Source organism: Bacillus sp. SRI_025 (genome assembly GCF_057592095.1).
Map to the genome: position 1 here is coordinate 115,891 of NZ_JBYEGB010000002.1, position 18,594 is coordinate 134,484.

The window sequence follows — 18,594 nt, forward strand, 5'->3', positions numbered from 1 at the left end:
CAATGGCACTATGCATGATATAGTGAATTGATGAGGTTGTCAATATACCGCTTTATATTGAAATAAAAGGAATTCAGATCATATTAGTTAAACGCAAGAGGATAAGGAGTTTCGCAATGATGTATCTTGATAATAGTGCAACCACAAAACCGTACCCTGAGGTTTTACAAGTATATCAGCAAGTGAGTGAGCGTTATTTTGGAAATCCATCTTCGCTTCATCAGCTCGGAATAGATGCAAGCCGGCTGTTAAATGAAACGAGAAAACAAATGCTTCACTACACGGGCTTAAAACAATATGAGATTATTTTTACTTCTGGTGCTACAGAAGCGAATAACATTGCCATTAAAGGAGCAGCACTTGCCAAAATGAATCGGGGCAAGCACATTGTGACGACAGCAATTGAGCATCCTTCTGTCATTGAATCGTTTGAACAGCTAAAGGCGTTATTTGGCTTTGACATCTCCTATATTCAAGTAAATGAGCAAGGCCATGCAGATATGACGCATTTAAAAGAAGTGCTTCGCCCTGATACAGTGCTTGTCAGCATGATGCACGTCAATAACGAAACGGGTGCCATCCAGCCGATTGAAGAAGCTGCTGGCATCATTCGTGAGCATACCGAAAACGCGCTTTTTCATGTCGACGGGGTGCAGGGAATGTGCAAAGTAGCACTTAATAAACAGCTGGATGTAGATCTTTTGACGATGTCAGGTCATAAAATTCATGGCTTAAAAGGCACAGGCGCACTCTTTTTAAAGAAAGATGTCATTCTCGCCCCTTTCATTACAGGCGGAGAGCAGGAATTAGGGCTTCGTTCAGGTACTGAAAACCCTGCTGGAGCTGTCAGCTTGGCAAAAGCCATGAAACAATCATATGAACAGCTTGACAAGCATCACGATGAGATGCTGAACTTAAAAACGCAGCTGCAAAAACAGCTTGGAGACATAGAAGGTATTGTGATGAACACACCGAGGGCGCAAAGTGCGCCGCACATTGTGAATTTTTCAGTGCCGGGTATTCAAATTGAAGTCCTCCTCCATATGCTTGAAAAAGAAGGCATATATGTTTCTACAACCTCTGCCTGCTCAGCCAAGAAAAAAGAGCCAAGCCGTGTACTGCTGGCGATGGAAAAATCAGAGGAAGTGGCCAAAAGCAGTATGAGAATCAGCTTGACGTATGGACAAGGACCAGAGCTTGCATCGCAAATCATCACATCGATCACACAAAGTGTGAAAAAATTAAAAGGAATGAGATAACAGCATGAAATATGATCATATTTTAGTCCGTTTTGGTGAGATCTCAACAAAAGGGAAGAATAGAAAGAAATTCATTGAAAAACTAAGACAGCACATTCGGTTCGTCTTAAAGGATTTTGAAGCATTGAAGTATGCTTCTGATAGAGACCGTATCACGATTATGCTGAACGGAGAAGACCCTGAACCGATTTCAGAACAGCTCAAAAGTGTATTTGGCATTCAGAGCTTTAGTCTTGCGGTTAAATGTGAGACAAATCTAGATGCGATTAAAGATGCGGCACTAACAGCGGTACAGGAAGTGTATGAACAAGGGAATACATTTAAAGTGTCAACGAAACGTTCTTATAAACAATTTGAACTTGATTCAAATGAAATGAACCGCGAAATTGGCGGACATGTTCTAAGAAATACGGAAAACTTAACAGTCAATGTGAAACAGCCAGATGTGCATTTACGCATCGAAATCAGAGAGCAAGCCACGTACATTACATTTAAAGATGTCAAAGGTGCAGGCGGCCTGCCGGTTGGTTCTAGCGGAAGAGCGATGCTCATGCTTTCAGGCGGCTTTGACAGCCCAGTTGCCGGCTATCAAGCAATGAAACGCGGAATTCAAATTGAAGCTGTGCATTTCTTTAGCCCTCCGTATACAAGTGAACGTGCGAAACAAAAGGTGATTGATCTTGCAGAATGCCTAGCAGCATATGGAGGCGAAGTGAAGCTTCATATCGTACCTTTTACAAAAATTCAAGAGCTGATCCACAAACAAGTACCTGAAAACTATACGATGACATCAACAAGAAGAATGATGCTGAAAATAGCTGACAAAATAAGAGAAAAGCGTGATGCCCTTGCGATTATTACTGGTGAAAGCCTTGGGCAAGTGGCAAGTCAGACACTTGAAAGCATGTATGCCATTAATCATGTGACTAATACACCAATCATCCGCCCGCTCATAGCTGTCGATAAAAATGACATTATTGAAGAAGCAAGAAGAATTGGCACATACGATACAAGCATTCAGCCTTTCGAGGATTGCTGTACGATCTTTACGCCGCCGTCCCCTAAAACAAAACCAAAGCTTGAGAAGGTAGAACGCTACGAAAGCTTTGCTGATTTCGAGCCGATGCTGGACGAGGCAATAGAGCAAATTGAAACGATTATTGTGACAAATGAAAAGAAAACGGCAGATGAATTCGCTGATTTATTCTAAAACGAAAATTTCATAATAATTACCATAAAATCAATCGCATGAAGTCATGTGTTTCTACACATTCTATATTCACAAGGAGGTGAGAACACATGGCTCAACAAAACAGACAAAGCAGTTCTAACCAATTACTAGTACCAGGCGCTGCACAAGCTATCGACCAAATGAAGTACGAAATCGCTTCTGAATTTGGTGTAAACCTTGGTGCAGAAACTACATCTCGCGCTAACGGATCAGTTGGTGGAGAAATCACTAAGCGTCTTGTATCTTACGCTCAACAACATATGGGTGGCGGATCTTTCTAAGACACACAATTTAAAAGCTATGGCTTATGAGCGGGATGATTCCCGCTCTTTTCTTTTTGTACATATAAATAGTTAGAATATTTTTAAAAAAGAAGACGGATTTAAAAAATTATGGCATAATACTAGGAGTAGGTCCTAATTCAAGCATTTTTCAGTTATGAGTGTTAGAATAGGTAAATTGAAACATGTTTCGTTTCATAAGAAAGAGGCTAAAAGGAGCTGTACCATGAAAAGAGAAGACTTAATTGCACCAGAACAATATAACTTAGTCAGTGAGATTGAAGCGTTCAGTCATGACAAGGAGAAAATGGCCCTGCACTGGCAGGACGGTAATGGGCACGAAGCGCATGTAACATATGCAGCATTAGTAGAAGAGGCAAATAAAATTGGACATGTTTTATTAAATGCAGGCTTCAAAAAAGGCGATAAAATCATTGTGATGGTGCCGCGCATGCTCGAGGCATACAGCATTTATTTAGCGATTTTGAAAACAGGAATGGTCGTGATTCCTTGTTCTGAAATGCTGCGTGCGAAAGATTTAGATTACCGAATTGAACACGCAGAAGCAAAGGGAGCGATCGTTTACTCTTCATTCATTCAATCGTTCGACGGAACTAAAAAGCCGAACGATTTTAAAACATTCTCAATCGGTGAAAACGATCATGGCTGGACAAACATTCTAGCGCAAAAGGAAGAGCAATCAAACGAACTTGAATTGGCAGATACAAAACGCACAGACATGGCGTTTTTATCCTATACATCAGGTACAACAGGGAACCCAAAAGGGGTTGTTCATACACACGGATGGGCGTATGCACATTTACGCACAGCTGCCAAAGCATGGCTCTCCATTAATGAAGGAGATAAAGTATGGGCGACAGCAGGACCAGGCTGGCAAAAATGGGTGTGGAGCCCCCTCTTATCTGTGTTAGGAAGTGGAGCAGAAGGCTTTGTGTATGGAGGGAAATTCAATCCAAATACATACTTAGAGCTGCTTCAAAAAAATGAAATCAATGTCTTATGCTGTACACCGACAGAATATCGCTTTATGGCAAAAGTAGATGATTTGAGTCAGTACGCGCTGCCGAAGCTGCATAGTGCTGTTTCTGCGGGAGAGCCATTGAACCGTGAAGTCATTGATACATTCAAAAAGCATTTCGATATAGAAGTACGAGACGGCTATGGCCAAACTGAAAGCACACTGCTTGTAGGGGTGCTAAAAGGAATGGATATCAAGCCAGGAAGTATGGGAAAACCAACCCCTGGCAACGAAGTAGATATCATTGATGAGGATGGAAACGTCTGCGCACCTGGAGAAATTGGTGACATTGCGGTCCATCTCGAAACACCGGCTCTATTTAAGGAATATTACAAAGATGAAGAGCGTACAAAGGCGCAGCGCCGAGGAAATTACTTCATTACGGGTGACCGCGCGAAAAAAGACGAAGATGGGTACTTCTGGTTTGAAAGCCGCAGAGATGACATCATTGTCAGCTCAGGCTATACGATTGGACCGTTTGAAGTAGAAGATGCGCTGATCAAGCATTCAGCAGTGAAGGAATGTGCAGTTGTGGCGAGCCCAGATGAAATCAGAGGATCAATCGTGAAAGCATACGTCGTCCTTCGTGATGGAGTGGCGCAAAGTGATGAACTGATCAAAGAGTTGCAAACACATGTGAAAAACACAACAGCACCATACAAATACCCAAGAGAAATCGAATTCATTGACGAACTGCCAAAAACACCGTCAGCGAAAATTCGCCGTGTAGAGCTGAGAGAAAGAGAGCTTGCACGAAAAAGTAAATAATGAAAAAATGAGAAGCGTTTGGATGGAAGCATCCAGCGCTTTTTTTGTACGGAAAATGAAATTTGTTGAAAGCAGGCAAGGTGCTTTATGTTAAAATATGTAGGAATTTCTGAAAAAGGAGAATGTTAGTAGATGTCGATTGCGATCATTCATGGAATTGTACTTGCCTTTGGTCTCATTTTACCTTTGGGCGCACAAAATGTATTTGTATTTCAACAAGGAGCGCTGCAGCCTCGATTATATCGAGCAATGCCTGTCGTCATCACGGCTGCTCTTTGTGACACACTTTTAATTGCTTTAGCTGTCATAGGTGTTTCTGTTGTGGTGTTTACCATTCCAGTACTGCAAATTGGTCTTTATAGCATTGGTTTTTGTTTTTTAGTTTATATGGGATGGTCCGTATGGAACACAAGCTCATCATCAGGTGATCAAGAGAAGCAGAAATTAATGCCTGCAAGAAAACAAATTGTATTTGCTTGTTCCGTTTCTCTTTTAAATCCCCACGCGATTCTCGATACGATTGGTGTCATTGGGACAAATTCGCTGCAATATAGCGGCGCAGAAAAGCTGGCATTCACACTTGCCTGTATCATCGTGTCCTGGTTATGGTTTATTGGTCTCGCCCTTTTAGGGAAGATGTTAGGGAAGTTAGATACAAACGGCAAATGGATGAACCGTATCAATAAAGCTTCCGCGGTCATGATCTGGCTGGTTGCGTTATATATTGCATATCAATTGATTGTATAAGGGTACATAGAGAATAAAACAAAGAAGCGTTTGGACGTAATGATCCAGCGCTTTTTTTGTGTATCGGTAAGACTTTTCAGCCAGTGTCATCATGATTCAGGGAGGAAGATCAGATTCAATTGCCTAGAGGAAATGATAAAGAATAGGTTATATGCTACATTATCAATAGTGGATTTTATTGGAAAAACAGTCTATTACATTTTTTCCTTTAAAAGGTTATGATTTTTACTAACTTTACTAAAGGAGTCTGTATGATGAAGATAAGAAAAATGTTTTGTATGTTTTTGTTCATATCACTTTTATTCGGACAATATCCTGTAGGTAACGCTGTTACCATAAAAGAGGACGAGCCTTTTGAAAAGATACAAAATGATAAAACAGCAGAAAAACTCATAAAAAAAGCAAAAAAAAGCTCTCAATTTTTACAGGCAAAAGAATTAGCCCAAAAGAAAGGTTATCTATTAAATGGAGAAAGTGCGGCGGTTCATATACACGCTGCTAAAACAGATGTTGTTTATTTTTATCTGAAAAAGAAGAAGTCAGATAATCAGCTGCTTAACAATGTTTCCTTCATTTCAGTTTCACTGAGTCAAATAAAAGCTCACTATATTCAACTTGCAGAATACGATGGGAAAGGGAATTTGCACTCATATTTTTTTCAAAATGGAAAATTGAAAAATAAGTTTCATATCAACCAAAAAGGGGAGTTTTTAAAAGGATCTTTTACCTATGGTGAAAATGGTGTAAAGCAAGATATGATGGAATTAAATAGAAAAATTGTTCAAATAGATGATTCGGAAATTCAAACGAGTTTTAATTGGAACAAGTTTTGGGACTGCTTAAAAAAGAAAAGCGGCCCTAATGAATCTCTTCCGTTACGTTCAATGGTTCTAGGAGCGTGTTATTATATTTGTTTTACTGGACCTGCTAGCTGTATTGCATGCGCAGTGATTAATGGAGGTATATCAGCGGGATTGGCCGGTTATTGTGTGAAAAAAGTTTGGTGAATAGGGGGGTTTTTAAAATGGCTCATAAAGAACAGCGTAAAGGAGTAGTTCTTGCTGTTTTAGATACGTTAACATTTGGTATACCAGTATTGCTATGGAATTTATATAAGAATACGAATACAACATTGAAATTAATGATCCCGATCATTCCGATTGTTGGTTTCATAACGTATCTTTTAGCATCCCTTCATTAATAAGATACAAAATCCTTAGCATGAGCGTAGCGCTCATGCTTTTTTCATTGGGTCATTTTTTAAAAATCGTTTGATTTAATAGACGGAGAGCTTGTACGATATCATCCATTTGTTCTATATCTGAGGAAGATAGGCTGTCTATTAGCATCCTTTCGATATGCTGAAAGGCCTCGTTCATACAGGTACGGCCTTTGTCAGAAAGCATAATGATATGCTTTCGTTTGTCAACACGGTCTTCTTCTCTATCAATGAATTGTTTTTCGTGCAGTTTTTTCAGTTCTCTGCTGACATTTGGAAGAGACATATGCTGACAGTCTGCGATGTCACTAGGGGTAAGCGGTTCGCTGACCGCTAGCTGCTCTAAAATTAAATATTGTAAGGCTGTTAATTCTGGTGGTTTGACTTTGCTCATCAGATCATGTTTTAGCTCTGAAAAAGTAGAAGCAAATGCGACGAATTCCTTGAAGAAATGTGGATGTTGCATGATGATCACCTCCTACGTAACATATCAAATTTATTATCAAAAAACAATTATCATTTGACAATAAATTGGGCAAGGTGTATCATTTAGTTATCAAATGATAACTAAAGGAGAAAAATATGAATGTACTCATTATTTATACTCACCCTCATCACAATAGTTTAAATGGTGCTTTTTTTAAAGAAATTGTTAGAGGAAGCGAAGAAAATCCAATCGTTCAAGAAGTGAAAATCATCGATTTATATCAAGAAAAATTTGATCCTGTACTTGTTTTTAATGAAGAGAAAAAGAGACGTGATATGCATAAAGATCCTGACATTCGCGAGTATCAGGATAAGATCAAGTGGGCGGATAAAATCGTGTTCGTTTATCCCATTTGGTGGGGGCGGCCGCCAGCTATGCTGCTTGGCTTTATTGACCGCATGTTTGCTGCGAATTTCGCTTATCGTCAAACAGGCGGTCTGCTGCCAGAAGGATTATTAAAAGGGAAAAGTGCCGTTTGTGTATCGACAATGCAAGGACCAACCAACTACCCTTTGTTCTTTTTACAAAATGCGCACAAGATGTTAATGAAACGAGCTCTCTTGCAATATGTCGGAATCAAACCTGTGAAGTTCTTTGAGTTTGGGATGATGGAAAGTCCAAAAGGGAAGCAAGACATCAAATTAAAACGCACATACAACTATTTCAGAAACATCAGCTCTTAATATATTTTGATAAGTCACTTTTCTTCTAATTTGATCCTGTTCTGTTTTAAAATGACATTGAGGCGGGGTCACTTATCCTCGTCATTTGAAAAGGGGGATATGGATGAAGAAAACATTGTTTAAAGATTCAGCACTCTTAACACTTGATCCATCTTTAGGTTTTCTTGAAAAGGGAGATTTATTAATTGAAGGGAAACACATTTTAGAAGTTGGACCTTCAATTGAAGTAAGTGATGCAGACATTGTTGATGCATCTAATATGGTCATTATGCCTGGTCTTGTAGATACACATCGGCATGTGTGGCAGTCTGTCATCCGGGGTATAGGAACAGATTGGTCTTTGCAGACTTATTTAAGCAAAATCTATTATGGCAATTATGGAGCGATGAGACGCCCGTCCGACGATCGTATCGCCAATTATTTAGGAGCATTAGAGGCTTTAGATGCAGGTGTGACCACGTTTTTAGATTGGACGATGATCAATTCAATGGAGCATACAGAAGAGCTCATTGGAGGATTAAAAGATGCGGGTATACGAGCTGTTTTTGCTTTTGGTTCCTCTGGAGATGCTGAATATTGGGATAGAGAGAGTACGCTCACCAATATGGAGGACGCAGCACGTGTGAAAAAAGCGCATTTTCAATCATCAGATCAGCTTTTAACAATGGGACTTGCGATTCGTGGTCCAGAGTTTTCTTCATGGGAGACGTCGGTATTTGAAATTGAAACAGCTCGGTCTCTAGATGCTCTATGTAGTATGCACATCGGCTTTGGAAATTGGGGAGCGGAGGATCGATCGATTGAGCGGCTTTACAAAGCAGGGCTGCTCGGACCGGATTTGAACATGGTGCATATTAACGCAATAGATGCGGATCAAATGAAGATGCTGGCAGACAGCGGAAGCTCCATATCCATTACCCCTGAAATTGAAATGATGATGGGTCACGGTTATCCTGTCACAGGACTTGCGATTGAACAAGGTGTTCTTCCAACGCTCGGTGTAGACGTAGTGACAGCGACAGGTGGAGATTTGTTTGCTCAAATGAAATTCGGGCTTCAGGCAGAGCGCGCGATCCAAAATCAATCGTTGTTGATGGATGGGATCATGCCGGGGCCTGACCTTGGGCTGTCTGCTCATCAAATGCTTGAGGCTGCGACGATCAATGGCGCTCGTGCATTACAGCTTGATCATAAAATTGGGTCGCTTACACCTGGGAAAGAAGCGGATTTTATTTTGATCGATCGGACAAGCATGAATCTTCTTCCGATGACAGATCCGGCTGGAGCGGTTGTCCAAACGGCACATCCTTCAAATGTTGATTCTGTTTATGTTGCTGGAAAAGCAGTGAAACAAAACGGAAAGCTAGTCGGTGTGAACCTAGAAGAGGTCAAACGAAAAGCTTATGCGGCAAGAGACCATATTTTATCACACAAGTTTGAATCAACACCTTCATAAATAAAATAACCCCATAGGCGTTGCCTATGGGGAATTGATTACAAGGAATCCTTAATGACCTTTTTATAATATTGGACAGATAGGAATCCGAAGATAGAATAGAGGACAGTGTAAATCGACATAACGATGAGCATTGGAGTCCACAATTCTCCGCCGAATAAAAACCAGCCTGATTGTACAGCAAAGTAGCTGTGCAGCAATCCGACGATGAGCGGAATCCCAAAGTTAAACAGCTGTTTAAGCCTGATACCTTTTAATAGGTCCTTCTCAGTAAAACCAAGCTTGCGCAAGATCGTGTATGAGCTTTGTTCCTCTTCACTTTCATTCATTTGTTTAAAGTATAAAATACAGCCAGATGTGACAAGGAAGCTAAGGCCTAAAAACCCGACCACAAACATCATCAGTCCTATTGTTTGTTTTTGCTGCTGAGCTGAAGCTAGTTGAGACATGCTGTTGTCACCTAGTTTTAAAGATGTAAACACGCTATTTGCTTGTTCAAGATTTTTATCATCTTTTATATTGACTGCGATATATTGGCTATTCTCAAGCTGCAGACCTTTTTGTTGGTCGAGCTGTAGCTTAGGATCCTTCTGTTGATCAAGCTGCTCAAAAACATCTTGACTCACGACGGCAACAGGCAGACCGCCAGAAGTGAAGTTATAAGAAACGAGATAATCTTTCTTCATATCCATGACTTTCAAATCAAGCGGTTTCTTAATGAGAAGCTTCACATCGCCTGAGCTTTGAATCGGCATGAATTTCTTTAACATATCACTGTAGCCGCTTAAAATCACTTCGTTGTTCTCCACATGGATATTTGGTGCGTTTTTCTCACTAATTACAGGCAGTGTCAATATGCCTGGTTCATTATTCATATTTTTTAACTCTGCATCCATATCCATGAGTTTTTTTGCATCAAATTTTGCTCGAATCACTTTGACCTGCTTTAGATCATACGCAATTTGTTTGTCAGAAAGTGCACGAGTGAAGGTGTTGGCTTCTTTCTCTGAGCCCATGACGAAATGTGATGGGATCTGTTGTTCAGCGGTTTTTTCTGCTGAGTAATAGGAAATGTAGCTAAGAGCCAGCAAACCGATGGCGAGTGCAGATACGGTTGTAATAATCGTTAAAAGCAGTGCATTTGATTTTAGCCGGAACATAATGGATGACAATGATAACACTTCATGAATGGCGAGGTAGCCATTTTTTCTTTTACGTACGATATTGGCAATGAAAGAAACAGAGCCTTTGTAAAAAAGAAAGGTACCGATGATGACAGAGGCTAGAATATAAATCATGGCTAAAAGTAACTCAAGCATGGACGTATATGAGCCGGTAAAAAGCTTAGAAGAAATATAATAGCCTGAGCTGATCAAGACAATACCGAACACTCCAATGATGATTTCAAACACAGAGATCTTTTTCACACGCTGTTCTGTCGAAGACGTTGTTCTAAACAAAGATAAAATCGTTTGTTTATTAATAAAACGTCTATTTCTCAGCATAATCAATCCATAGATAATAAAAAAGACAATGAGTGTTTGCAGAAGGGCCATGCCTGAAAAATGCAGATTGGCGATGGCATTAATACCAGTCACTTTAAATAGCACCATCAGCATCAGCTTTGAACCGATAAAGCCGGCAATGATGCCGATAACCATAGCTGTCACGTATAGGATAAAGTTTTCTGCGTTGAGCAGTCTGGCAATTTTTTGTTTCGTCATACCAATGAGCTGTAAGAGACCTATTTCTTTTCCTCTGCGCTTAATAAAAATGCTATTCGCATATAGAAGGAAAATACCGACGATAGCAATGAGCAGAACCGAAGCGGCTTTAATTGAAGCGCCGCCTTTAATGGAGCCTTTTATACTATCAAGTGCTGGTGAGTACTGCAAGGTGACAAAGGAAAAATAGAGCGCCACACTAAACACGAGAGCAAACACATATAAATAGTAATTCTTCAAATTTTTCTTCAGGTTACGAAAGATGAGCTGATTAATGTTCATGCTTCACACCGCCTAAGACACCTTGCGTTTTCATAATATCCTCGAAAAACATTTTTCTTTCTAAAGCGCCTTTATTCAACTGTGTATAAATCTGTCCATCCTTGATAAAAATGACGCGGCTTGAATAGCTGGCTGCGACAGGATCATGTGTCACCATCACAATGGTCGCTTTTCGTTTGCGATTGAAATCTTGCAGTTTGTTGAGCAGGTCAGATGCCGATTTGGAATCAAGTGCCCCTGTAGGTTCATCAGCGAAAATAAGACTTGGTTCATGAATGAAGGCACGAACCGCCGATGTCCGCTGCTTTTGTCCGCCAGAGAGTTCATTCGGGTATTTGTCTCTTAGTTCATAAATCCCCATGTCTTCTGCGAGCTGTTGAAAACGTTCAAAAGCTTCTTTTTTTGGCGTTTTGGAGATGGATAAAGGCAAAAGGATGTTTTCTTTGACTGTGAGTGTATCAAGTAAATTATAATCTTGAAAAACAAAGCCAAGCTGCTTTTTTCTAAATTCCGCAAGCTGCTGATCCTTCATTTGCGTCATCTCAGCATCTGCAATACGAATAGATCCGCTGGACACATGATCGATAGACGACAATACGTTCAGTAGGGTTGTTTTCCCCGAGCCTGATGGCCCCATGATACTGACAAATTCCCCGGCTTCAATGGTTAAATCAATACCACTCAGCACCTCTTGTTTGTTGAATTTATTTCCATAGCTTTTATAAATTTTGCGAGCTTCTAAAATGTTCATTTGGGAACCCCTTTTTCTTTTAATTGATAACTCTAGTATAAAAAGAAGCCTGCTAGACGTCCTTCGATTTGGCGAACAAAACAGACGAGCATGTGACATTGTTGTCACATGCTTGTTTTTTAAACAAATTGTATGTAAATCAGTTTCTTATTAGGGTGAGTTTTCTTTCCCCATTTATTTTATCTGTTTTTCACTCTTATGTATCAATCTTCTCTGATTTTTCATGTCAGGGTGGTGTTTTGAAGCTTTACATGGCCATTTTATTCATGTATGATATGCATATTAAATAAATGCATAGTAAATCTATGTATTGGAGGTAACTAAGAATGAAAGTGAGTAAAGAGCTTCTAAAGGGAAGTACAGCTACCCTTATTTTAAGCTTATTAAATGAAAGACCGATGTATGGATATGAAATGATTAAAGAATTAGAGACGAAATCGGAAGGGATTTTCAGCTTTAAAGAAGGAACAATCTATCCTATTTTGCACAATTTGGAGGGGAAAGAATTCATTGTCTCTTATTGGGGCGAAGGGAATGGCAACCGGAAAAGAAAGTATTACAAAATAAATGAACAAGGGAAAGCATTGATACAGGAAAAGAAAGAAGAATGGAACGTATTCAAACAAGCAGTTGATGGCGTTTTGAACGGAGAGAAAATCGCATGGGATTAGATAAAAAGTTCGAGAAGTATGTCAAAAGTGTATGTAAACGAATTAAAAATAAAGATGTTCATTCGAGTGTAAAGCTTGAGCTGATGGATCATCTATACACGCTAAAAGAGGAAGCAATGAATGCTGGGATGTCTGAAGAAGAGGCGGTAGAGCAAGCGTTGGACCAAATTGGTGATGCGGAAATTCTCGGAACGCAGCTTCACGAAACACATAAAGTCCAAATCGATTTTAAGATGATTCTTCTAGTGCTAGCCACTTGTTCTTGCGGGCTGCTTGTGATGTACTTTTTACAGTTTCATTCAGATTTTACAAATCTTCAAAACATGAACATTTTTTATAAAAGCCTTGCCTTTTATCTGGTAGGTTTAGTGCTTATGTTTGGTTTGTTTTCCTTCGATTATCGGCGCTTATTGAAATACTCTTGGCATTTATACATTGGGACACTCGGAATGCTGATTTTTTCGATGATGTTCGGGTCAAGAGTGAACGGTATTCTTTTTTTAAGAATACGTGATGTATCAATAAATTTGACTGAGATTATGCCTTTTCTTCTAGCTATTTCTTTAGCAGGTATCTTTCACAATTGGAATTGGGAGAATGCGTACAGAGCTTGGCTTGGAGTAGGGATGATGGCTTTACCGATTATTTTAATCAGTACGATTGGTTTTCTTCCTGCGACCGTTATCTGTCTGGTCATGTGCTTAACCGTGATGTATGTGTCTAGCGCAAATTATAAGCAAATCATTCTGCTGACGGCAACAGGCGTGTTATATCTAATGTTTGAAGTGTTTTCTCTTTTTCAAGCAGATAGACACCGTTCCTTTTTCAAAGTTCATGAATTCAGCTCAAACGGGCTTCAGATCACACCTTATGCCATGTCTGAGGTTCACACGGATTGGATGTTTACATATATCATTTATTCATTTGGCTGGTTGGCAGGGCTCATTGCGCTCCTGTTGTTTGTCATCTTTATTCACAGAGTATTTCGTACAGCAAAACGAGTGAAAATGGCTTATGGCAAAATGGTCATGACAGGTTTAGCGGCTGTGTTTGCAGCAAAATATCTGTTAAGCATTTTCACAAACTTTGGCTTGCTGCCATTACCTGGAGTGTCTATACCTTTCATGAGCTATGGAGGTTCACATATTCTCCTAGAAATGATGGCTGTTGGGCTGATCTTAAGTATTTATAGACGGAGACAGATGGGAAATGTTTTTCGCAAAGAAGCGGGAAGTATTTCCTAAGTAAGCCACCTCAATCTCTTCGCGCAAGTTTTGACAGCCGCGAAGAGATTGCGATTGCTTTTTACATGCTCGCAATATGAACAAAATCATTCTTTTTCGGAAAGGTGAAGGTGAAGGTTGTACCTTGATCTATCGTGGAGCTGACCTCGATCGTGATATGAAGAGCGTCTGCTCCTTTTTTCGTTAAATAGAGCCCCATTCCTGTTGAGGCGGTGTCATTGTGATGTCTTGTCGAGGTAAAGCCTTTTTCAAAAATACGAGAGATGTCTCTTGAATCAATTCCTCTGCCTTGATCTGTGATCGTCAGTATGACTTGGTCATTAATTTGCTTGCTTTCAATGACAATATCGGATGAATGGCTGTATTTGACTGCATTTGTGAGTACCTGTCTGATCATAAAGGATAACCATTTTATATCACTTAATACGGTCCGTTCCCCCAGCGCCAGCTCAAAGCCGATTCCTTTTTGCATGCACCATGATTGGAGCGCTTTGATTTCCTTTGCGATGATGCTTTGCAGGTCCAGCTTTTCAATGAATAAATCATTTTCGATATGACGTACTCTGCTTTGGTGCAGCTGGGCATCAAGTAATAAATGTATTCTGAGCCACTCGTATGTCATATTGGATTTCAGCTGCTGATCTGTTAAGCGGTCAATCATTAAGCGCATCGCTGTAAGGGGGGTTTTGACCTCATGTATCCAAGAGAGCAATTCATCTTTTTCTTCTTCAAGAGCGATCTTCTGCTCTGCTGCCATCCGCCGGTAGCGTGCAATTTGCTCTGACGTCGCATCATGTATGAGCTGCTCAAATGGGGAAGAGGGGGTTAGCCGCATTTGATGTTCAATGTCATCATCCCATTCTTTCAACCTCTCATAATAAGCTGTTTCTTTTCGGTATCGAACAAAGAGAAAGACAATCATGAGAAACGTAGACAATATCACAATATAGAAAAGAGAAGCGATGGGAATGGTCGTATCCAAATAAGCAACAAATAGAATGAGGAGCTGCAAACTAAGAAAGAAAAGAATCCAGCTTCTTCGTTCTTTTAGAAATGCCTGCAGCATCATTGATCATCCTTTTCTTTTGCAAGATAGCCTTGACCCACTTTTGTCTCAATGAAGGCGCCAAGGGAGATCTCGTCTAGTTTTTTTCTGAGCCGGTTGACGTTTACAGTCAGTGTATTGTCACTGACAAACCGTTCATCCTCCCACAATGCTTGAATGAGTGATTCCCGGCTGACGATATGATTTTTATGCTGAATCAATTCCTTGAGAATAAATAACTCATTTTTTGTTAATTCAACCTCACCGTGATCATTTGTAACGGTGTTTTTTTCTAGGTCAATGGCAGCGCCGCACCACACCTTTAGGCTGGCCGGCTCTGCATTATAATCATGCACGCGGCGAAGAACAGCATTAATTTTGGCAATGAGCACGTCAAAGTGGAAGGGCTTTTGCACAAAATCATCGGCTCCGAGCTGCATCGACATGACCATATCAGCAGGGTGGTCTCTTGAGGAGAGGAAGATGATTGGAACATTTGAATGATGCCGAATCATCCGGCACCAGTGAAAGCCATCGTATTTTGGCAGCTGTATATCAATAATGACGAGATCAGGCTGGACAGACGTGAATTCCTGCAGCACCTGATGAAAATCTTGAATCCCATAAACATCATAGGACCAGTTGACTAGACGTTCTTTGATTTCTTGGAAGAGGGTTGTATCATCTTCAATTAGTAAAATCTTAAACAAAATCAGCACCACACTTTTTGTATTCGCTTGTTGTCATTGTAGCGGAAAAAGGACCATGCCGCTAGAAGTAGACAAGAAAAAAGCAAGGGAAGAGATCCCTTGCTTCAGCTTTATTTACCTAAAAAGTGCTTTTTAAAGAATGAGAGTTGGTATTCAAGTGTGATCGGGTCATTAAAATAGAATTCTTCTGCATTGGCCTCATACACACGATGTTTTTTGACAGCTGGGATGGACTTGTAAATTTTACTATTTTGATAGGAATTGTCCATTTCGCTGTTTTTACTAATGATCATATAATCTCCAGCAAATTCAGGAATGACCTCCTGTGAAACTGCATAGTAGCCGGCTTTTAATGCTTTTTCTTTCACTTTCTCAGGCATTTTCAGTTTCATTTCCTGGTAGAGGATTTCTGTTCCGCGGCCCCATGCATCTCCAAAGACGTAGAGCTCTTTTGTGCCACTTTCAAAGACAGAAACTGTTGCATCTTTACCGATTTTTGCTTTGATTTCTTTTCCGGCTTCATCTGCACGTTTTTTGAAATCTTTTACCCAAGCTTTGGCTTCTTTTTCTTTGTTTAACACTTTTCCAATTTCAATGTGCTGCTGAAGGTAATCGACTTTGTTATACGTAAACAAAACGGTTGGTGCGATTTTTTTGAGTTTTTCTACATTTTTAGTATTGCTTAAGCCAATGATGACATCAGGTTTTAGCTTCATAATTTTCTCTACATTAGCATCCGATACTTCTTCCACATTTTTTAATTCTTTTTGGAAGCGAGGGTTCTTTTTGGACCAAGAGTCAACGCCAACGATGTTCACACCAAGTGACATGACACTACCTGCGTAAGAACCTAGAACAACAACACGTTTTGGATGCGCTGGCAGCTTCACAGGGCCATTTTCAGATTGATATGTAATTTTGTCTGATGATGATGTTGATTGATTTCCTTTATTTGAGGAAGAGCTGCTGCTATTGCCACATGCGCTCAATGCAAGTACAAAGATGAGCATCAGAGGGAACAATATTTTCTTCATGAATGTAGACTCCTTTGAAATCGGCACATAGCCGTATATTTGGTTGAATTAGTGATAATGATAATTATTATCACTCGGATATCATATCATAGGACTGTGGGCTGTTGTCAATGACATTTTGATAGCTGGTGATAAAAAATAAAGAAGAGATTTTTTATCAAAAAAAAAGATCAAGGCAGCGTGTGTCCTGATCTTTTTTCTTATTTAAACCAGCCTTTTTCTTTTGAGCGGGTAATGGCCTCGATGCGGTTCTTCACTTCTAGCTTATCTAAAATAATGGAAATATAGTTCCGGACAGTGCCGCTTTTAATGCTCAGTTCTTTTGCAATTTCTTTTGTGTTTTTACCGTCTGCGACGAGTTCAAGGACCGATTTCTCTCGCTCCGTTAAAGGATTTTCATCACTATATAAGTCTTCCATCAATTCAGGGGCATACACCTTTTTCCCTTTCATCACACTGCGAATCGCACTTGCCAGCTCCTCGCTTGGACTGTCTTTCAGCATATAGCCGCTGACGCCAGCTTTTAACGCTCTTTGGAAATAACCAGAGCGGGCAAAGGTCGTCAAAATGATGATTTTCACATCTGATCCTTTGAGCTCTTCCGCTGCATCAAGTCCAGATTTTCCCGGCATTTCAATATCCATTAAGCAAATATCAACAGGGTGTTTTTTGGCAAAATCGATGGCATCTTGACCATTCGTCCCTTTCCCAACCACCGTCATATCGTCTTCTAAATCGAGAAGTGAACCGAGTGCACCAAGCAGCATTTGCTGATCTTCTGCGATAAAGATGTTGATCATTTCATCCCCTCCTTTTCTTTTGCAGCTGAATCATTTGGAATGATCATAATGAGCTTTGTCCCATCCTTTGTCTCAATACGCAGGCGGCCATTTGCAAATTCCAATCTTTCTCTTATTCCTAAAAGGCCGTGACCCTTCGATTGAGTGGGCGGATAGTCGCCTTTAAATGTTCCATCGTCCTCAACGGTGATGATCGCTTCCTTTGATTTTTGGTGAATGGTGATTTTACAAACCGTCGCGTCACTATGTTTGACGACATTCGTCACCGCCTCTTTGATGCACATGCTCACAATGTTTTCGTTCAGAAGTGAGATATGTTTCGGTGCTTCCTTTTCATCATAGACCAATTCAATTCCGGCTGCTTCGAGAATTTGCTCGATGTTCGACATTTCATCTTTAATTCGAATGCCTTTCATAGAGGAAACAATCTTTCGCACCTCATTGAGAGACGTTCTGGCAGTCTGCTGGACGCTTTTGAGTTCGGCACGAGCCTGTTCAGGGTCTTTATACACGAGTTTACGGGCAAGATCACTTTTTAAACCGATCAAAGAAAGCTTTTGTCCAAGGGTGTCATGCAGGTCGCGAGCAATGCGCTGCCTTTCTTCAAGTTTCACAAGATCAGCAATCCGTTCATTGGCATATTCTAATTTCTCCTCAAGCCGTTCACGTTCCTTCCTGCTTCGAATGCTAAGTGGAAGAAGAATGGCACTAATCAGGGTAATGACGACAAAAGGAATTTGTGTGAGAAACCAGCCCTTTTTTAAGATCAAACTAAAGTTCACTGCCACGGCGGCGCTCGCCAGATGGATATAGTACAAGATATAAAAGGGGACTTTTCGTTTGATATGTCCGTTAAAATAGGCGATGCAAAAAGCGAAATAAATATAGCTGTAGAGCATCACATAACCAGTTGAAATACCGATCAATAAAAGACCGAAGACATATAAAGACCAGCCTTTTGCGACAAAGGCAAAACGATACACAGCGAAAAAGACGACGTTCAAAATAATGCCGATGACAATACCTAAAGTCGAAGGTGTCTTAAAGATAAAATAGAAGGGCAGGATGAAAAAAATGGCCCATATATAAGGGGAAATCCCATGCAATTTTTGAATTTTAAACTGTTTTTTCATCCGTGTGCCACCTTTTTCATTCTTTTTCCT

19 protein-coding genes are annotated in these 18,594 nt (G+C 40.2%); 11 read left to right on the top strand and 8 right to left on the bottom strand.

Going from position 1 to position 18,594, the window contains the following annotated elements:
• The first annotated feature begins 116 nt into the window (after window positions 1–116).
• The 7 genes from AC20OE_RS05435 (at window position 117) to AC20OE_RS05465 (ending at window position 6,526) form a co-directional block, all read left to right on the top strand.
• The gene (locus AC20OE_RS05435; protein WP_268464422.1) at window positions 117–1,259 is read left to right on the top strand and encodes a cysteine desulfurase family protein; all 1,143 of its coding nucleotides are present in this window, start codon (window positions 117–119) and stop codon (window positions 1,257–1,259) included.
• Window positions 1,260–1,263: 4 nt separating this feature from the next.
• On the top strand, window positions 1,264–2,469 hold the full coding sequence (gene thiI, locus AC20OE_RS05440) for a tRNA uracil 4-sulfurtransferase ThiI (RefSeq protein WP_487268653.1): 1,206 nt from the start codon (window positions 1,264–1,266) through the stop codon (window positions 2,467–2,469).
• Between the two features lie 89 nt (window positions 2,470–2,558).
• Complete coding sequence (locus tag AC20OE_RS05445) at window positions 2,559–2,771, top strand: alpha/beta-type small acid-soluble spore protein (protein ID WP_024424829.1); 213 nt, start codon at window positions 2,559–2,561, stop codon at window positions 2,769–2,771.
• Between the two features lie 226 nt (window positions 2,772–2,997).
• Window positions 2,998–4,578 (top strand): acyl-CoA synthetase MbcS, encoded by a 1,581-nt coding sequence (gene mbcS / locus AC20OE_RS05450; RefSeq protein ID WP_059374794.1) that lies wholly within the window; start codon window positions 2,998–3,000, stop codon window positions 4,576–4,578.
• 132 nt (window positions 4,579–4,710) lie between these two features.
• Window positions 4,711–5,325, top strand: a complete 615-nt coding sequence (locus tag AC20OE_RS05455) for a LysE/ArgO family amino acid transporter (protein WP_487268656.1) — start codon at window positions 4,711–4,713, stop codon at window positions 5,323–5,325.
• Window positions 5,326–5,579: 254 nt separating this feature from the next.
• The gene (locus tag AC20OE_RS05460) at window positions 5,580–6,332 is read left to right on the top strand and encodes a hypothetical protein (protein ID WP_039180634.1); all 753 of its coding nucleotides are present in this window, start codon (window positions 5,580–5,582) and stop codon (window positions 6,330–6,332) included.
• A gap of 17 nt (window positions 6,333–6,349) precedes the next feature.
• Window positions 6,350–6,526: a hypothetical protein gene (locus AC20OE_RS05465; RefSeq protein WP_180272423.1), complete on the top strand. Its 177-nt coding sequence runs from the start codon at window positions 6,350–6,352 to the stop codon at window positions 6,524–6,526.
• 52 nt (window positions 6,527–6,578) lie between these two features.
• Here AC20OE_RS05465 and AC20OE_RS05470 read toward each other — a convergent pair whose 3' ends face one another.
• The gene (locus AC20OE_RS05470; protein ID WP_059374791.1) at window positions 6,579–7,010 is read right to left on the bottom strand and encodes a MarR family winged helix-turn-helix transcriptional regulator; all 432 of its coding nucleotides are present in this window, start codon (window positions 7,008–7,010) and stop codon (window positions 6,579–6,581) included.
• A 116-nt stretch (window positions 7,011–7,126) separates the two neighbouring features.
• Between AC20OE_RS05470 and AC20OE_RS05475 the strand changes: the two genes are divergently transcribed.
• Both AC20OE_RS05475 and AC20OE_RS05480 read left to right on the top strand, forming a co-directional pair.
• A complete protein-coding gene (locus tag AC20OE_RS05475) occupies window positions 7,127–7,714 on the top strand; it encodes an NAD(P)H-dependent oxidoreductase (RefSeq protein WP_268464420.1) in 588 nt (195 codons plus the stop codon).
• Window positions 7,715–7,817: 103 nt separating this feature from the next.
• Window positions 7,818–9,170: an amidohydrolase family protein gene (locus AC20OE_RS05480; RefSeq protein WP_268464419.1), complete on the top strand. Its 1,353-nt coding sequence runs from the start codon at window positions 7,818–7,820 to the stop codon at window positions 9,168–9,170.
• A 38-nt stretch (window positions 9,171–9,208) separates the two neighbouring features.
• On the opposite strand, the gene AC20OE_RS05485 is transcribed toward AC20OE_RS05480, so the two are convergent.
• Together AC20OE_RS05485 and AC20OE_RS05490 are read right to left on the bottom strand one after the other, a co-directional pair.
• Window positions 9,209–11,176 (bottom strand): FtsX-like permease family protein, encoded by a 1,968-nt coding sequence (locus AC20OE_RS05485; RefSeq protein ID WP_487268659.1) that lies wholly within the window; start codon window positions 11,174–11,176, stop codon window positions 9,209–9,211.
• A complete protein-coding gene (locus AC20OE_RS05490; RefSeq protein WP_024426158.1) occupies window positions 11,166–11,927 on the bottom strand; it encodes an ABC transporter ATP-binding protein in 762 nt (253 codons plus the stop codon). The genes AC20OE_RS05485 and AC20OE_RS05490 overlap by 11 nt, the downstream gene beginning before the upstream one ends.
• Before the next feature lie 326 nt (window positions 11,928–12,253).
• On the opposite strand from AC20OE_RS05490, the gene AC20OE_RS05495 reads away from it, so the two are divergent.
• Window positions 12,254–12,598: a PadR family transcriptional regulator gene (locus AC20OE_RS05495; RefSeq protein WP_073978742.1), complete on the top strand. Its 345-nt coding sequence runs from the start codon at window positions 12,254–12,256 to the stop codon at window positions 12,596–12,598.
• Window positions 12,589–13,842 (top strand): FtsW/RodA/SpoVE family cell cycle protein, encoded by a 1,254-nt coding sequence (locus AC20OE_RS05500; RefSeq protein WP_144464237.1) that lies wholly within the window; start codon window positions 12,589–12,591, stop codon window positions 13,840–13,842. Before AC20OE_RS05495 ends, AC20OE_RS05500 begins: the two co-directional genes overlap by 10 nt.
• A 61-nt stretch (window positions 13,843–13,903) precedes the next feature.
• Here AC20OE_RS05500 and AC20OE_RS05505 read toward each other — a convergent pair whose 3' ends face one another.
• The 5 genes from AC20OE_RS05505 to AC20OE_RS05525 all read right to left on the bottom strand — a co-directional run bounded on the left by AC20OE_RS05505 (window position 13,904) and on the right by AC20OE_RS05525 (window position 18,564).
• The gene (locus tag AC20OE_RS05505) at window positions 13,904–14,908 is read right to left on the bottom strand and encodes a sensor histidine kinase (protein ID WP_487268662.1); all 1,005 of its coding nucleotides are present in this window, start codon (window positions 14,906–14,908) and stop codon (window positions 13,904–13,906) included.
• Window positions 14,908–15,597 carry a response regulator transcription factor gene (locus tag AC20OE_RS05510; protein ID WP_047203767.1) on the bottom strand — a complete coding sequence of 230 codons (690 nt, stop codon included), beginning with the start codon at window positions 15,595–15,597 and terminating at the stop codon, window positions 14,908–14,910. Before AC20OE_RS05510 ends, AC20OE_RS05505 begins: the two co-directional genes overlap by 1 nt.
• 110 nt (window positions 15,598–15,707) lie before the next feature.
• Window positions 15,708–16,631, bottom strand: coding sequence for an iron-hydroxamate ABC transporter substrate-binding protein (locus AC20OE_RS05515; protein ID WP_064497827.1), 924 nt, complete (start codon window positions 16,629–16,631; stop codon window positions 15,708–15,710).
• 200 nt (window positions 16,632–16,831) lie between these two features.
• Window positions 16,832–17,431: a response regulator transcription factor gene (locus AC20OE_RS05520; protein WP_144491320.1), complete on the bottom strand. Its 600-nt coding sequence runs from the start codon at window positions 17,429–17,431 to the stop codon at window positions 16,832–16,834.
• Window positions 17,428–18,564, bottom strand: coding sequence for a sensor histidine kinase (locus tag AC20OE_RS05525; protein ID WP_144464232.1), 1,137 nt, complete (start codon window positions 18,562–18,564; stop codon window positions 17,428–17,430). The genes AC20OE_RS05520 and AC20OE_RS05525 overlap by 4 nt, the downstream gene beginning before the upstream one ends.
• Between the last annotated feature and the right edge of the window lie 30 nt (window positions 18,565–18,594).

What these genes read in the sequence shown, in the direction of transcription:
- thiI (WP_487268653.1), top strand. Translation starts at nt 1,264, where the DNA reads ATGAAATATGATCATATTTTAGTCCGTTTTGGTGAGATCTCAACAAAA.
- AC20OE_RS05490 (WP_024426158.1), bottom strand. Translation starts at nt 11,927, where the DNA reads ATGAACATTTTAGAAGCTCGCAAAATTTATAAAAGCTATGGAAATAAA.
- AC20OE_RS05525 (WP_144464232.1), bottom strand. Translation starts at nt 18,564, where the DNA reads ATGAAAAAACAGTTTAAAATTCAAAAATTGCATGGGATTTCCCCTTAT.
- AC20OE_RS05505 (WP_487268662.1), bottom strand. Translation starts at nt 14,908, where the DNA reads ATGCTGCAGGCATTTCTAAAAGAACGAAGAAGCTGGATTCTTTTCTTT.
- AC20OE_RS05480 (WP_268464419.1), top strand. Translation starts at nt 7,818, where the DNA reads ATGAAGAAAACATTGTTTAAAGATTCAGCACTCTTAACACTTGATCCA.
- AC20OE_RS05435 (WP_268464422.1), top strand. Translation starts at nt 117, where the DNA reads ATGATGTATCTTGATAATAGTGCAACCACAAAACCGTACCCTGAGGTT.
- AC20OE_RS05485 (WP_487268659.1), bottom strand. Translation starts at nt 11,176, where the DNA reads ATGAACATTAATCAGCTCATCTTTCGTAACCTGAAGAAAAATTTGAAG.
- AC20OE_RS05445 (WP_024424829.1), top strand. Translation starts at nt 2,559, where the DNA reads ATGGCTCAACAAAACAGACAAAGCAGTTCTAACCAATTACTAGTACCA.
- AC20OE_RS05460 (WP_039180634.1), top strand. Translation starts at nt 5,580, where the DNA reads ATGAAGATAAGAAAAATGTTTTGTATGTTTTTGTTCATATCACTTTTA.
- AC20OE_RS05500 (WP_144464237.1), top strand. Translation starts at nt 12,589, where the DNA reads ATGGGATTAGATAAAAAGTTCGAGAAGTATGTCAAAAGTGTATGTAAA.
- AC20OE_RS05475 (WP_268464420.1), top strand. Translation starts at nt 7,127, where the DNA reads ATGAATGTACTCATTATTTATACTCACCCTCATCACAATAGTTTAAAT.
- AC20OE_RS05495 (WP_073978742.1), top strand. Translation starts at nt 12,254, where the DNA reads ATGAAAGTGAGTAAAGAGCTTCTAAAGGGAAGTACAGCTACCCTTATT.
- mbcS (WP_059374794.1), top strand. Translation starts at nt 2,998, where the DNA reads ATGAAAAGAGAAGACTTAATTGCACCAGAACAATATAACTTAGTCAGT.
- AC20OE_RS05465 (WP_180272423.1), top strand. Translation starts at nt 6,350, where the DNA reads ATGGCTCATAAAGAACAGCGTAAAGGAGTAGTTCTTGCTGTTTTAGAT.
- AC20OE_RS05520 (WP_144491320.1), bottom strand. Translation starts at nt 17,431, where the DNA reads ATGATCAACATCTTTATCGCAGAAGATCAGCAAATGCTGCTTGGTGCA.
- AC20OE_RS05455 (WP_487268656.1), top strand. Translation starts at nt 4,711, where the DNA reads ATGTCGATTGCGATCATTCATGGAATTGTACTTGCCTTTGGTCTCATT.
- AC20OE_RS05515 (WP_064497827.1), bottom strand. Translation starts at nt 16,631, where the DNA reads ATGAAGAAAATATTGTTCCCTCTGATGCTCATCTTTGTACTTGCATTG.
- AC20OE_RS05470 (WP_059374791.1), bottom strand. Translation starts at nt 7,010, where the DNA reads ATGCAACATCCACATTTCTTCAAGGAATTCGTCGCATTTGCTTCTACT.